Genomic DNA, 14470 nt, shown 5'->3' with positions numbered 1-14470 from the left:
GCGGACTGGGAGTGAGGCCGATATCCAGGGAATAGCGAGGGCAGGTAAATGCGTCAGATCTGCAAACAATGGGGCCTTGGCAGAACCATGCTCATTTGGGCGGCCGGGGTGCTGTTGTCGATGAGCCCACTGGAGAGGTCGGCATTCGCCGCTGGGGCCGATGTGCCGGCCCTGGTGGACGACATCAGGCAGTCAGTTCTCCAGGCCGACCGGTCAAAGACGATGGATGAGCGACTGGCCGCTTACAATGACGGGCACGAACATTGGATGTCTCTGTCCGCGCTCGCAGCTGATGGTTTACCCGAAGCGAAGGCCGCGCTGTCTGAGCTGCAGGATGACGGAATCAACGGCGATATTCTGACGATTGGCGCCTTGAGCGCGTCGCTGTCGCAGCTCGAGAGCAAGATGGACGATCCCGATGCGCGCGTTGCATTGCGCACGAGCGTGGAGGAACTGACCGAAAGCCTGACGACTCCCAGTCTCAAGGTTTCCGCCCTGTCCAGCTATGCACGCCAGCTCGCCGGTGACCATGATGCCGCTGCGGGTCTCCTCCAGCGGGCCATCGATGCAAGCACGCAGATTTCGGATCTCGACGAGAAGAACGCTGCGCTCAACAACATTGCGCAAGTCGCCGCATCCGTGGAACCGGAGATCGGCTCCACGATCGTCAACCGGACGATCGCTGGCATGTGGCCGGCGCGGATGCGGGGCTACGCTCGCTACGATGTCGCTCTGCGCCTTCTGGACAAGGAGACGATCGGAGGCAAGAAGGTCAAGGAAGCCGACGCTGGCGCCATCCTTGCGGCCGCCAAGTCGTCGTTGAAGGCTGGCAAGCTGGAGGCCGCGTTGCTCTGGGCGCTGGCGATCGACCCGGAGGCGGCCGAAAAGCGGGCGGATGCGGTCAATGACGTCCTGACTGCGGCGTTGAAAGCCAATGCAGTCAATCTGCTGCCGATCTTCGCGACCAGCCTTGCCGATCGCAGCGATCAGGAAGACCTGATCATTCGGATCGTGAAGGACCGTATCGACGCCAACCGCTTGGTCGATGCCACGGCGATGACCGCGAACATGGAAGCGGGACCGGGGCTCGTCGAGATCGATTTTACCCTGGCGTCGGAGCTGAACGATCGCGGCCTGTCGGCCATGGCGAAAGAGCAGTACCAGCGCGCGCTTGCGATGACCAAGAGCTTGAATGGTGATGAAAAGCAGGCCGCATTGGTCTCGGCCTTGCGTAGCTCGACCGATCTCAAGCTGCTCGACGAAGCGAAAGGCCTTGCCGACGAACTCGGCGGTGAGCGCGATGCCTCCAACGCATTGGGTAATCTCGCAAAGGCCTTCGCGGATGCCGGGGATGTCAAGGAAGCCGAGGCGCTCCTGCCGAGGATCGCTCTGGTTAAGGATCAGGAGCAGGCGCTATCGGGGATCGGACGGGCGAAGGCGAAATCCGGCGATGTCGACGATGCGGTCAAGATCGCGGAGCGCATAGGTGATGCCGAGGACAAGGGGCGTGTCCAGTCCGAGATCGCTCGGGCTTGGGCGCGCAACGGGCAGGTCGATGATGCGCTCGGCCTGGCGTCGTCAATCGCGGAACCGCAATACAAGGTTGAGGCTCTGTTGCGCGTCGCGAAGGAAATCTCCGGCAAGGCTGGTGGAGAAGGAAAAGTTGTCGATCAGGTCGTTGCCTATGTCGGCAAGATAGACGATTCCCATGAGCGGGATCAGCGGCTCCTTGATATCGTTGATTACTTCTCCAAGGCCGGACAAATCGATCGCGCCAAGCAGATGGCGGAGAAGATTTCCGACGAGAAACTGAAGGCCAAGGCCGTCGGGCGAATTGCCAGCCGGGCGGCGCTTTCAGGCGACGCTTCAAGTGCGGTCGCCTATTTCCAAGCAAGCAAGGCGGCCACGGACGAAGGGCTGGCGGCTGACGTCATGATCGCGGCCTCGGCAGATCCGAATTATGTGAAGCAGGCGGTTCTCGGCGCGGCAAAAATACAAGACACCATGCTGCGGGTGCGCACCTTCCGCGCGATTGCGGAAGCGCAGTTGCGCCAGCTCGATCGTCTTGGATTTGGTTCCGGCAAGGGCCAGCCGTCCGATTTCAAGCACTGGGTTCAAAAGGCGTCCGCCGCTGCTTCAGGATCTCCCGCTGCAACCTCCGCAGCCCTGCTTTCAGACGGGCGGATGCAGCTTCGGAAGGGATCGCCCGGCGCAGGTGACTTTGCGACATACGGCTATCCCGACCTGTCCAAAGGTGCGGACACAATTCGGGCGATGCTTCCCTTGCCGGTGCCAGGGCATGTCGCCCTGACTCTCGGGAATCTGAGCCCATATCTTGGAAAATTCGTCGAGGATATTCAGGACGGTTCGACGAGCCTCTCATATGCCGCCCGTGCGCAGGGCATGCTCTTCCCGCGCATCATCGTGGTTCAGAGCGGCACCTACACGCTCGGCAGTCTCGCCGATCAACTGGACAGTGTCAGCGGCATGCGCCTCGTCGAAAGGCAAGGCGACATCATCACCCTTCGGGCACCCATACTTGTAGGTGAAGGCGCGTCGCTCATCCTATCGGGCGAGGAAGCTTCGACATATCGCCTCTCCGCCACGGCAGGCGCGTTCGTGATCGTTGCTGGGAAGCTATACATTCAGGACACGACAGTCACGTCATGGGACGAGCAACTGCAGCAGCCTCGCCATTCCGACAAGGACAAGCGAACCATTTTTCGCCCCTTCATCGTCGCTTGGAGCAATTCCGAAACCTACATCGGTGGTTCGATCCTGGACTCTCTTGGATACGCGGCTCCGAAGTCGTTCGGGTTGTCGTTTTCGGCCGGGCCGAAATGGGCAAGCGAGACAAAGGAAGACACCCGCCGGCCGACGGGCATCGTGGTCGACAACTATTTTCATAATTTCGAATACGGCTTCTACTCCTACGAAGCCGATGACATTTCGCTTGTCGGTAACGAATATGACGACAACGTTCTCTATGCCATCGACCCGCACGACCGATCCCGCCGCCTGCTGATCGCGCTGAATACGGCGCATGACACGATCATAAAGCACGGCATCATCATCTCGCGAAACGTCGACGACAGCTGGAAAGTCGGCAACGTCGCATTTCACAACAACGGCTCCGGCCTCATGCTCGACCGCTCCAGCGTCGGCAATCTGATCTATGGCAACACCGCCTTCGAGAACAAACAGGACGGTCTCACCTTCTTCGAAAGCGCATGCAATCTGGCCTTCAACAACGCCTTCTTCGACAATGGCCGATCCGGCATTCGCGTCCGCAACAGCTGGGACGTCGCCATCCATGACAACCGGATAACCAACAACAAGCTGGAGGCGATCGGCGGCTACATCAGCAATGTCACGCTTGTGCAGACGGACCACAAACGCGATCTCGCGATCGACCCCTATGTGCCGCTGACCACATTTGCTGCGGTCGATAACGTGATTTCTGCAAACGGCAACGGGATCAAGGTCGCCGGCGTATCGGGGATCACCCTTGCGGGCAATCAGTTCGTCAACCAGCAAGGCAGGCTTCTGGGCGGAGATGCTCGACCCTTCGAAGGGCACATGCTGCGGCTTGCCGGACAAACCGACGTTGCGATCTCGTCCACATGCCGCCCGCAGCGGCCGCCAGCCGACATCTGCACATTCCGTGATGCCGGCCTGATCGGCCGCGACGATCCGCTGTTCTTCGACAGCAAGGGTCCTGGGACATGCACGGAACAACGGGGATCCGTCCAGTTCGGTGCGTTCCACGGCAAGAAGGACGATACGTGATGGCCCGGAATCAACTGATTGCCGTCGTTGGAGGGTTCTCCCTTTTGCTTGCCGGCGCCGTGTCGGCTGCGGCGCAGGCCCCCCAGTCTTATCGCGGCCTGTTCGATGTGGCCGCGCGCAAGGCCTTTCTCGCGCAGGATTCCGCCTCGGATGCGCGTAAGGCGTGCCTCGCAATAGAAGCCGATCCCGCGTGGGGGCACCTCGAGGTGATCAAGGGACTTTCGAGCACGCAGGGATACGGCACGGATCGCTCGGGCGCGGCCTATGCCTGGGCGACGATGGTGTTGTCGGGCCGTGCCCTTGCCGGCGATCGGAACGCCGAGTCATCATTGAAAGCCCTCCTCCTGAAGTGGGCCGACGCCGGCGCCTTCGCGCAGACCGAACAGGTGCACGACGCCTACTATGCGCTCAAACGTTTGCTGCTGCCGACTGTCGTCGCCTTTTCGATCATCCGCGACGACCTGACAGCTGACGAGAGCAAGCGCGTAGAAGCGTGGATCGATCCGCTGGTGCGCCGCATCGACCAGACATTCGACGGCGATGTCGATCTCAACAACCACCGCTATCTTGCCGACAGCGTTCTGATGACCTGGGGCAGCATGATCGGCGACGAGGCTCTGTATCGGAAGGGGATGGACCGCTTCCATACAATCCTCAGCGACTCCAGGGGCGACGGAAGTCTGCCGCTTGAGACACGGCGCGGCTCGCGGTCCCTTTGGTACATGCGTCAATCGCTGAGTAGCATGACTGTCATGGGGGAAGTCGCGGCTGGGCACGGCGACGACCTGCTGCGCGAAACCGTCGGCGACACAGGCGACCGGCGATCCTTTACCACGATCTTGTCCTTTTGGATGAATGGTCTGACGAACCCGATCATGGTTAACGCTTATGCAGCGGAAAACTACATTCCGGGACCTGAGGAAGACTTCATGAAGACGGATTTCGGGTTCCTGCAGAACCGGGGCAATGGGCGTCACTATCTGGCCTTCCTCGAGGCCTTGGCCGTCCGCCAGCCGGACAGCTATGCGCTCCGCCGGTCCGCTGCCTTGCTGGCGCGTGAGGGAAGCGACGAGCGGCCGTTGATCGACGAATTCATCGGTGGCAACGCCACATGTTTCTGGAGCCGATCATGAGAGGGCTGCGGCGACATCTCCCGATGGCGTTGCTGTTGGCAACGGCGCTTCTGCTGACCTCCCGGTCAAACGGAATTGCCGCCCCGAGCGATCAGCCGATCGGGGTGCAGATCAACGAGCTTGTTCAGGACCGGGATGGAATAGGCCTCGTCAAGCTGGCGAAGAAGTTGCGGTCGGGCTCGGCGGTATCTGTCGCAAACCCATTGAGGATCCCGGACTACATCGCGGCGCGCCAGGTTCTCGAGAGCGCCGTTTCGCTGGCTGGCGCTACTCCGGTCGAAGCGAAGGTGATGCTTGCCAAGATGCTGCTGGTCGGTGAGGGCGGGCCGATTGATACCGGCCGAGCGCTCGTTCTCCTCGACGAGGCGACGAAGGTCGGGGATGCGTCGGCGGCATATCTCAAGGGACAGCAGCTGGCCGCGGTCGCGGGAAAGGCGCAGGAGGCTCGTGAGGCTCTGAACCTTGCGTTTCGCCTCGGGGATGCATCCGCTGCCTTCGCGCTTGCGAAGTTGCCTGACACCGGCGCCGATCAGGCGCGGGCAATGAATACGTTCGGATTGAACGTCCTCCTTCAGCGCGCTGCTCAGGGTGATGCGGATGCAGCCTTTGAGTTGGGCGCGTATTATCGCGGCCTGCCACCGCGGCCTGAAGATCAGAAGAGCGCCTTGGACTGGTACCGGAAAGCAGCGGAACTCGGCAGTGACAGAGCGCCTGTTTGGGTTGCGAGACTTTTGGCCGCGCCACAAAGCAGCACATTCGACCGGCAAGCGGCACTTGTTCAGTACGCGGCCGCGGCGAACGCCGGAAGTCTGGAAGCAGCTCAGGAGATGGTGCGCGATTATACGGACGCCGGATCTCTCGATGTGCCGGCGTCGATCTATGAGCAGTGGATCGCCAGGCTCCTCGAGGCGAAGGACGCAACGGCTGTTCTCTACAGGTTGGAGGGAGCCGGAGAGAGTTTCGAACAGAGGAAACGGGCGTCCGATGATCTCTACGCAGCAGCAATCGGCGGCGCGATCGTCGACGTCGATGATCTTATCAGGGTCGGTGACAGTTTTCAGGATGGCAGTGGTGTTCTCACCGACCGCCGGCGTGCGCTTGATATCTTCCGGCTGGGCATAGAGCGCGGCTCCAACGCGGCGCTGACGCGCTTTGTGAAAGCACTCATAAGTTCGCCGTCGCTCCGTACGCCAGACAACTATGCCCTTGCGTCCGAAAAGCTTAGCCTTGTGGCGCAAAACCAAAGCGCTACCGCCGACTTGCTGCTCGGTGATCTGGCCGCCAAAGGCGTCGGCGGAGCTGTCGACGAAGAGAAGGCCGAGAGCTACTACAAGCATGCCCTGTCTGTAAACCAGTCCGCCGAAGTGCTGGAGCGCATCGCAGGTCTCTATCTCGTATCTCCCGATACTGATCGCAGGAAGCAGGCTTTTCCCTATCTCCTTCGCGCGTCCGAGGTTGGTTCGAAGAATGCCCTGCTACGATTGGCACGGGCCTATGCAGACGGCGATCTCGTCGCGGTTAACGTCCAGAAGGCAATCCCGCTCTATCGGCAGGCTCTGGCCGCCGGAGCGACGGACGCTCTGGTGGAACTGGCCAACCTCTATGTCTCGCAGGATCCGAAGAACGGTCTCGCCAATGCTCGCAAGCTCTTTGCCGATACGGTCGCTGCCGGCAACAAGGAAGCCGTTCTCGCAATGGCGCGTTTCCTGAAGGCGAACGGCAAGATGGACGAGGCGATCGATTGCCTCACCGTGGCCGCCCGCAAGGATGATAGTCAGGCAGCCGTGGAACTCTATCGGTTTCTCGCCGAGCGTGCGCGCGACACGAATGTCGGCAAGGAGTGGCTGGAGCAGACTTTGAGCCATTCAGGGCAGCGCCCGCAGGACAAGATAAACCTCGCCAGCGCCATGCTGGAAACCGCGGATCTGAAGCTCAACCTTCGAGGCGTCTCGATCCTGCGCGAGCTTGCCGACATCGACGTTCCGGGCGCCAGCGTCGCTTTGTCGGTCGCCTACATCGAAGGCAAGGGCTCTCTCACGGATGTAGCGACAGGTGTGGAAGTCTTGCGGCAGGCAGCTGCGCGCGGCGATATCGACGCCAGCCTGAAGCTGGGCGATGTCTACATGGAAGGCAAGTTCGTCGAGAAGGATCAGGAAAAGGCGGTCAGCTATTATCGGCAGGCCCTCGCAGATGATCCGGACAACAGGGCAGCCAATGTCCGGTTGGCCGATGCGTACCGGACGGGCAGGGGTGTCGATCGCGATCTTGCAAAGTCAGCCGCCTATCTCACCATCTCCGCCGAGGCCGGCAGCCGCATGGCGACGCGGGACCTGGGGCTTGCCTATCTCGAGGGCAGTGGTGTTGTGCGCGACGATGATCGTGCGATCCGGCTTCTGAGTGCTGCTGGCGAACGTGGTTTTGTCTTCGCCTGGCAGGATCTGTCTCAGGCTTACAGCTCCGCAATCGGCCCTGATGTCGACAGCGCGAAGAGCTTCCGTTTTGCCATGCGCGGAGCCCGCAGCGGCGACGTGTCCGCGATGATCTCGACCGGGACCGCCTTGCTATCGGGATACGGCACCGTTCGGGATGCCGCGGCCGGCATCCTGTGGCTCGAGAGGGCCGCAGGCACCACGGGGCCGGAAGCGCCGGTGGCGATGATGCGCCTTGCTGATACCTATCGATACGGCGCAGGCGTGCCGAAGGACATCGCGAAGGCGCAAGCCTGGCAATTGAAGGCGGCCCAGACCGGCAGCGGAAGCGCGATGTTTCATATGGCGTTGGATCGTCAGGCGGAGGCGACGCCTGAAGGTCACGCAGCCGCTGTCGAATGGCTGCGCAGCGCGAGCGCACAGCGGCACGTTCAGTCCAGAAAACTGCTTGGAAAAATGGGACTTGGCGCCGACTTACCGTCCTCGGCGTCTCACGAGAAGGTCGAGGATGATGGCGTGGAAGAGTGAACGGATGCGTAGCATCACGTTCCGCAAGCGCAAACCGCGACCAACGCAGGTCGGGTGGCGCTTGCCGGGGGACGGAGACATGAATGCCCGCGTCCTCGCCTGCATGGCAATCATCATGCCTCTGGGGCGAAAGACGGACCTGGAGAGCATTCAGAACTGGTTGCTGCTGATGAAGCTGGACGAAATGGTACGGGCGCAGACCCGGGCAATGCGTAACAGGGATGATAGTTCAGACGAGTGAGGCGTTCGAGATGGGTAGGATCGACGAGCAACGAGCACTGAAGCGATTGGCCGCATTCCGGCGTGGCGGAATACCACTCTGCTTTGTCGTGACGGCGACGATCGCCTCAACTCTTGTCGCGGCAAGCGCGCTTGCGGATCAAGCCATCCCGATTCCTGTCAGCCCCGAATTCGACTATTCGCAGATATGCGTGGCTCCTGCCGTGCCGGCGCCTCCTCGCAACTGGTCCGGCTGGGATGGCAAAGGTGCGCCCAAGGTCTCCCCGGATGCGATGCTGAAGGATGCTCAGGCGCTCTACAATCCTTACAGCCGGTACCCGAGAAGCCCCGCCACAGCCGAACGCATCGTGCGCTATCTCAGTCAGCAATCGTTTCCAAGTGCCGGTCGCGCCCTCTATCTCTACGGCCGTATTCTGGCCGACAGCGACGTGGCTGCCGGACATGCTGAGGAGATCGTGAAGGCCGAGAAGACCGCCTATGAGCGCGGCGTCATCGAAGCTGGGACATTTCTCGGAAAGATCTACAGGAGAGGCGATCTCGTTTCTCCAGACCTCCCTCTCGCCAAGACCTATCTTCGCAATGCCGCTGATGCCGGTGATATCGGCGCGGCACTTGAGCTTGGTCGTCTCTATGCCGCGAGCCCTGATCTAGCTGACACGCCGGACGCCGGTCGGATGCTGTTACAGCGGATCATCGGCAAGCTTTCCGAAAATCTTGGAAAGGGTGACTGCAGCGCGCTGACCAGCTTTGCCGAGATTCTTGCCGACCCTGATATTGGCGAGGGCGATGTGAAGGCGTCTGTACAATGGCTGGCGGCGGCTGCAAAGCTCGGCGACGTCCGGGCGATCTCGCTCCTCGCCAAGCGTCTGCGAGATGGCGGCGACGGGATCGATGCTGATCGACAAAAGGCCGCAGAACTACTGCGAACGGCATCGCGTCTCGGCCACGCGGCGAGCAGCCTGGCGCTCGCCGACATGCTTCTGTCCACTCCTTCCGACGCACATGCGCGTGAGGAAGGGCTTGCCTTGGTCGGGCAAGAGGTTTCCCGCGGCAACGTGGCTGCATTCGCGATGCGGGCTGCCTATTATCGTGGAAGCTATGGTGGAGATCCGGATCCAGCGCTGGAACGACAAGCTTTGGAAAAAGCGGCTTCAATGCCCGATGTTTCCGCCGAGGTGCTGGAGCGACTGGGTGTCGTTTATGCCCGAGGTCTAGGCGGCGCGCCCGACAGCGCGCGTGCCGTTAAAGTGCAGATGCGCGCGTTCGAGATGGGCTCGGCCCAGGCTGCGTTTGACCTCTACAAGCTTGGCTCCGGTCCTGAAGGTGTCCAACTCGACCGTGGACCGATCGACTATCTCAAGCAATCGTCGGACGCCGGCTTCGCCGGCGCGATGCGAGAACTGTCGGCGCTCTATGCCTGCGGGCAGGGCGTTGAAAAGGACCGTGCCAAAGCGGCCGAATGGCTGGAAAAGGCGGCTGCTGCGGGTGACAGCGAGAGCCTTCTGGAACTTGCCGACAAGGCCTTTGCTTCAGCCTCCTCCGAGAGCAAGACCGATGGCGTCGCCTACCTGCAAAAGGCAGCCGAGCAGGGCGACGTTGAAGCCATGATGCGCCTCAGTCTCGCCTACGCCAGCGGAACCGGGACGCCCCGCGACGATGCCGCCAGCCAATCCTGGCGTGCGCGGGCAATCGCGGCAGATGCGACAGTCGCAAAACTGGTCGAAGCAAGAGCGCTTCTCGTGCCGATCGGGTCAGACGAGCGTGACGCGCCGGCAGCACGCGCGCTTCTGGAGGCATCGCTTTCGACTGAGAATGCCGACGTGCTTTATGAGCTCGGTCGGCTCTACGTCGACAATGATCCGGCGCTCGATCCGGACCCGATCCGGGCCAAGAGCCTTTTCGTGCGGGCAGCACAGAAGGGTAGCATCTCCGCGATGCTTCGGTTGGTCGATCTCAAGGTTACCGCAGCAGAGGGTGGCGGCACGGATTGGCAGCAATGGCTCGATCGCGCGGCTCGCTCGGACGATCTGCGCGTTGTGTTGAAGCAAGCAGAGGTGGAGGCCGATAACTCCCGCAAGGCGACCATCCTCTCCGGGGTGCTTGACCGCCCATCCTGTCTGGACAAGGACAAGGTGCAGCTTGCACTCGCCCTGCAGGACGTTCCGCAGTTTCGTGACAAATACCTGGCGATATTCGACGCGCTGATTGCCGAAAACACCGACGATCCGGCGATCGAGTACCAGATAGCCGCGTTTCTGCGCGATGAACGGCCGAGCGAACAGACGGCAGCCGTAGGATACATGAAGCGGGCTGCCGAAGGCGGCAAGCGTGAGGCGATGCGGGAGCTTGGGCGCCTCTATGTGGCCGGCACCGATGTCGGCCTCAGCAAGGCAGAAGCCTACGGGTGGCTCTTCAAGGCCGCGCGCCTCGGCGACGGCGGTGCCCTGGAGAGTCTCGTCAAGATGATCTTGGCGCAGCAGACAACACTCGACCATCCAACGCTTGGGGATCAGGAGATCGAAGGCGTTCTCAACAAGCTCACTGCAGAGAATTCACCGCAGGTCGCCATGCTTCTGGCCAGGCTTTATCTGCGCCTTTCCGATAGTAGTCCGGCGTTCAAGGATCTTGGCAAGACGTGGGTTTTGAAAGCCGCGACGCTCGGAAACGGTCAGGCCATGCTGATGGCCTCCGATTTCTATGCAACGGGGACGCACGGCTTCGAACAGTCGAGCGAGAAAAGCACCGAGTGGGTTGCCAAGGCCGCCGACGCGGGATTCCGAAAAGCCTTCGAGAAATACGCCATCGCGCTGCAGATCGGCTTTGGGACGCCGCCCGACGAAGCGCGCGCCCAGGAGTGGCTGGAGAAGTCGGCCAAGCTGTCGAACTGACGGACGGGAGGATGAAATAAATGACGCGCCATCGATCAATCACTTTCACCGTTCTGGCGTTCCTCGCGATGGCCGCCGACGGGAACGCCTCGCAACCTGCCAAGCCCACGCCGAGACCGGTCATCGAGACGTTCTCAAGCTGGGAGGAGATGCGCACAGCCAAGGGCTGGCCCAGCGTCGAGGTGGCCGCCAAACTGCCGCCACAGAAGAGGCTTGAGATCGCGTCCGCGGCGCTGACATCGCGCAACCGCAACGTTCGCAACCTTGACTATGGCTTCGCGCTTCTACTGAACGGCACGCCTTCCAAGGATACGACGCGTCTGCTTGCCAAAGCGATCCTCATGAACGAATACACGTTCGGTCCGAAGGCACCCTCCGTCCTCAGTCTTCTCGCGGCTGAGAGCATGCGCGGCTGCAAGAGCTGTGTCGCCGCTTATGCCGAGATCCAGTATTCCGGCGACGGCATCCCGCAGAATGACGAAGTCGCTTTCAAATGGTACCGCTGGGCGGCGATCGTCGGCAACAGCAAGGGTATCGAGGCAACAGCGATCGCCCTTACCGAAGGCCGAGGCACACCTAAAGATTTCAAGGAAGCGATGAACTGGGCCGACCGACTGGACGCACCACGTCGCGCCAAGCTTTACGTGGAGCTTGCAAAGAGCGTTGCGGGCAGCGGAACTCCAGAGGACCTTGCCACAAGCGCCGACCTGCTGGTGCGCTCGATAAAGCTCAATCCCGCCGATGCACGTCGACCGATCAAGCAGCTTTTGGCGTCCGGATATCCTGCCGATGTTCGAAGCAAGGCGATTTCAGCGTTGCGTGCCGCCGGCGACAAGGCGGATCCTGTCGCGCTTCTCACGATTGCGCAGAGTTTGTGGAATGCGGGCTCTACAGGTGAAGCCATTCCGATTTTCGAAGAGCTTGTCTCGAACGGCGATGCCGCGGCTGCGGACTACCTCGCTCAGGCGCTGGGGCGGTCGGACGTTGCTCAACAGGAAAAGGACCGCATCGTCGACACTCTGAGGAAAGCGGCTGATGCGGGACAGCCTTCCGCTGCGAGAGCACTTGGCAATGCCTACTACTATGGCACCGGTGTTCAGCAATCGGCGGTCAAGGCCCGAGCCTTTCGCGAACAGGCGGCCAAACGGAACGACGCTGAGGCGCAATACCTTCTCGGCATGATGATCTTGGATGCAGGTACCGCGGATGAGGCGGGGATCGGCCGGCAATGGTTGGAAAGGTCTGCATCCAGCGGATATACATTGGCTCGAGCCGCAATCATGAAGATGAACTCGAATTAGTATTATGCGACGTAGAATTGGAATGGTGTGACCGAAAAAATGGCCCGAACTCGTAAGTAAACAGCAGGCATGCAAGGTGTAACCTGAAGAAGTGAATGCTAGGGAGGCTTGGTATCATGTGGAAGTCAGCTTTTGCCTTTTCGTTGTCCTTATCGCTGTCGGCGATCTCTGCCCATGCGGATAGCCCCTGGTACCAGTTGTTGCCGGTTCCGAATGCGCCTGAATGCAAGGTCCTGGCCGATCCGCACGGACAGCCGATTCAACGCCGGTTCGACAAGGGCGGCGCCCGGATCTATGCGATCGGCGGGAAGGCCTGCCCTCCAAGTTTTCCTGGGAATGACTACGCCAAGATATCGACAGCCCGTACCATCACGACCGATGGCAATTTCGCCCGCATCATAACCAAAACCCGGAAATACGTCGTGAGCCGCACGGGCAGCGGCAATCGCTATGAATTCTCGAGTTTCAAGCTTGATTGAGCTGTAAAGCCGTTTGAAACACCCAGACGGGGTGCTGCCGGCCTACCTTTCCGCAGCACCCCTCGCCTCTCCTCCTCTACTCCATCGCTTGCTTTATACTTATCTCAGTATTGGGTGCGGCTTTGACGCATACTTCAGTTTTACTGAATAAGGAGTATTTCGGGGCAATTGTTGCGCGCATTTATCTCATGTTAACTAAGCTGGTGGGTTGAGGTGAACTCTTATGACCATGCCAGTAGAGCAGAATTGGAATGCGCGCTTTTCGGTCCGTAGCGATCGGAAGTGGTTGGGATTCAACAGCGTTGCCGTGACCTATGCGGCGGCAATGGCTGATTTCGCACTGTTGCTGTTCGCCAGCGCCGCCGGCCACATCGCCTACCAGGACATAACGTTCGGGTTCAGTGACGACCCGTCGGTCTACATCGGTATCGGTCTTCTGGTCGCGACAATGTTTGTTCTGGCGATGGCCGGCGCGCATACTTACAGAGCGGCGGAGCTCGTCTCGTTTCGTCGTCAGCTCACCGCGATCTGCACCATTCTCCCTGCCGTCGTGGTGTTCCTGCTGACAATTGCCTTCTTCATGAAAGTGGGGTCCGCCATCTCACGCGGGGCGATCGCCTCGACGACGGTTTTGTCTCTTGCCGGACTTCTGGGATTGCGGGTGTTGTGGCGTTCTTATCTGAAACGCGCGGCAGCGCACGCTGCCTTCCCAACCCATCGTGTACTGTTGATTTGCCCGGAAGCAACCGCGGTCGAACCTCTTTCAGAGCGAGCGACCCGCAGCGGATTGGTGATAACGCAAACGATGCGCATCGGACGCGACGGCAGTGCCGCTGGACCGAGCCTCCTTGAGGCTTGCAGCAAACACGGCATCGACGACGTGGATGAAGTGCTGATCGTCTGGGGCGATTACGGGAATCTCAAGGTTCTCGACGAGTGCCTCGTCACGCTTCGCCAGTTCTGCCTTCCGGTCAGTGTCATGTTCACCGGCCTGGTGGGTGAGATCGTGCAAGGCTTCGCACACGGCCTTGGGGAAAACTGCGCATTCCAGACGCATCGGCCGCCGCTCGATCTGTTCGAACGCGCCGTCAAGCGGACCTTCGATATCGCCTTTTCGATCGGTGCGCTTCTCGTCACCCTGCCGATGTGCATCGTCATCGCGATTGCCATCAAGCTCGACAGCCGCGGCCCGATATTCTTCTGGCAGTCGCGCAAAGGCTACAGCGGGAAATCCTTCCGCATTCTGAAGTTCCGTAGCATGTCGGTGATGGAGGACGGTAGCGATGTTCGTCAGGCTACCCGGAACGATCCGCGTGTAACACGGGTAGGCGCGTTCATTCGTTCGTCTAGCCTCGATGAGTTGCCGCAGTTCTGGAACGTACTGCGTGGTGAGATGTCCGTGGTCGGTCCCCGTCCACATGCGCTGGCTCATGATGACTTTTACGGCACGCTGATTGCACAATATGCCTCGCGCCGCCACGTCAAGCCGGGCTTGACCGGTTGGGCGCAGATCAACGGCTACAGGGGCGAGACCCCGACGGTCGACCGCATGGCGGAGCGCGTCCGCCATGACATCTGGTACATCAATAACTGGTCTCTTTGGCTCGATCTACGGATCGTTTTGCAGACGATGCTCGGGATCAAGGACCGCAAGAATGTCTATTAGCGGGTGATCCCTCACCT

General features: G+C 60.6%; 8 protein-coding genes. All 8 read left to right on the top strand.

What is annotated here, in order from left to right; genetic code table 11:
* Positions 1 to 87: 87 nt before the first annotated feature.
* The 8 genes from FZ934_RS25865 (at position 88) to FZ934_RS25830 (ending at position 14453) form a co-directional block, all read left to right on the top strand.
* Positions 88 to 3789: a right-handed parallel beta-helix repeat-containing protein gene (locus tag FZ934_RS25865; RefSeq protein WP_153273642.1), complete on the top strand. Its 3702-nt coding sequence runs from the start codon at positions 88 to 90 to the stop codon at positions 3787 to 3789.
* A complete protein-coding gene (locus FZ934_RS25860; RefSeq protein WP_153273641.1) occupies positions 3789 to 4922 on the top strand; it encodes an alginate lyase family protein in 1134 nt (377 codons plus the stop codon). Before FZ934_RS25865 ends, FZ934_RS25860 begins: the two co-directional genes overlap by 1 nt.
* Complete coding sequence (locus FZ934_RS25855) at positions 4919 to 7879, top strand: SEL1-like repeat protein (protein WP_153273640.1); 2961 nt, start codon at positions 4919 to 4921, stop codon at positions 7877 to 7879. The genes FZ934_RS25860 and FZ934_RS25855 overlap by 4 nt, the downstream gene beginning before the upstream one ends.
* 4 nt (positions 7880 to 7883) lie before the next feature.
* Positions 7884 to 8120 carry a hypothetical protein gene (locus FZ934_RS25850; RefSeq protein WP_153273639.1) on the top strand — a complete coding sequence of 79 codons (237 nt, stop codon included), beginning with the start codon at positions 7884 to 7886 and terminating at the stop codon, positions 8118 to 8120.
* Positions 8121 to 8130: 10 nt separating this feature from the next.
* On the top strand, positions 8131 to 11007 hold the full coding sequence (locus FZ934_RS25845; protein ID WP_194273834.1) for a tetratricopeptide repeat protein: 2877 nt from the start codon (positions 8131 to 8133) through the stop codon (positions 11005 to 11007).
* Positions 11008 to 11027: 20 nt separating this feature from the next.
* Positions 11028 to 12308 (top strand): tetratricopeptide repeat protein, encoded by a 1281-nt coding sequence (locus tag FZ934_RS25840; RefSeq protein ID WP_246737948.1) that lies wholly within the window; start codon positions 11028 to 11030, stop codon positions 12306 to 12308.
* A 116-nt stretch (positions 12309 to 12424) separates the two neighbouring features.
* Positions 12425 to 12787: a hypothetical protein gene (locus tag FZ934_RS25835; protein ID WP_153273637.1), complete on the top strand. Its 363-nt coding sequence runs from the start codon at positions 12425 to 12427 to the stop codon at positions 12785 to 12787.
* 223 nt (positions 12788 to 13010) lie between these two features.
* A complete protein-coding gene (locus tag FZ934_RS25830; RefSeq protein WP_153273636.1) occupies positions 13011 to 14453 on the top strand; it encodes an exopolysaccharide biosynthesis polyprenyl glycosylphosphotransferase in 1443 nt (480 codons plus the stop codon).
* Positions 14454 to 14470: the final 17 nt, after the last annotated feature.

Origin of the sequence: Rhizobium grahamii, assembly GCF_009498215.1 — a bacterium.
In the GTDB taxonomy this organism is placed as follows: Bacteria; Pseudomonadota; Alphaproteobacteria; order Rhizobiales; family Rhizobiaceae; genus Rhizobium; species Rhizobium grahamii_A.
The sequence above is the reverse complement of the archived record's forward strand: the minus strand, read 5'-3'. Positions and strand labels throughout refer to the sequence as shown.

Excerpts from the sequence above, each read along its gene's own strand:
- FZ934_RS25865 (WP_153273642.1), top strand. The coding sequence starts at position 88 with ATGCTCATTTGGGCGGCCGGGGTGCTGTTGTCGATGAGCCCACTGGAG.
- FZ934_RS25860 (WP_153273641.1), top strand. The coding sequence starts at position 3,789 with ATGGCCCGGAATCAACTGATTGCCGTCGTTGGAGGGTTCTCCCTTTTG.
- FZ934_RS25855 (WP_153273640.1), top strand. The coding sequence starts at position 4,919 with ATGAGAGGGCTGCGGCGACATCTCCCGATGGCGTTGCTGTTGGCAACG.
- FZ934_RS25850 (WP_153273639.1), top strand. The coding sequence starts at position 7,884 with ATGCGTAGCATCACGTTCCGCAAGCGCAAACCGCGACCAACGCAGGTC.
- FZ934_RS25845 (WP_194273834.1), top strand. The coding sequence starts at position 8,131 with ATGGGTAGGATCGACGAGCAACGAGCACTGAAGCGATTGGCCGCATTC.
- FZ934_RS25840 (WP_246737948.1), top strand. The coding sequence starts at position 11,028 with ATGACGCGCCATCGATCAATCACTTTCACCGTTCTGGCGTTCCTCGCG.
- FZ934_RS25835 (WP_153273637.1), top strand. The coding sequence starts at position 12,425 with ATGTGGAAGTCAGCTTTTGCCTTTTCGTTGTCCTTATCGCTGTCGGCG.
- FZ934_RS25830 (WP_153273636.1), top strand. The coding sequence starts at position 13,011 with ATGACCATGCCAGTAGAGCAGAATTGGAATGCGCGCTTTTCGGTCCGT.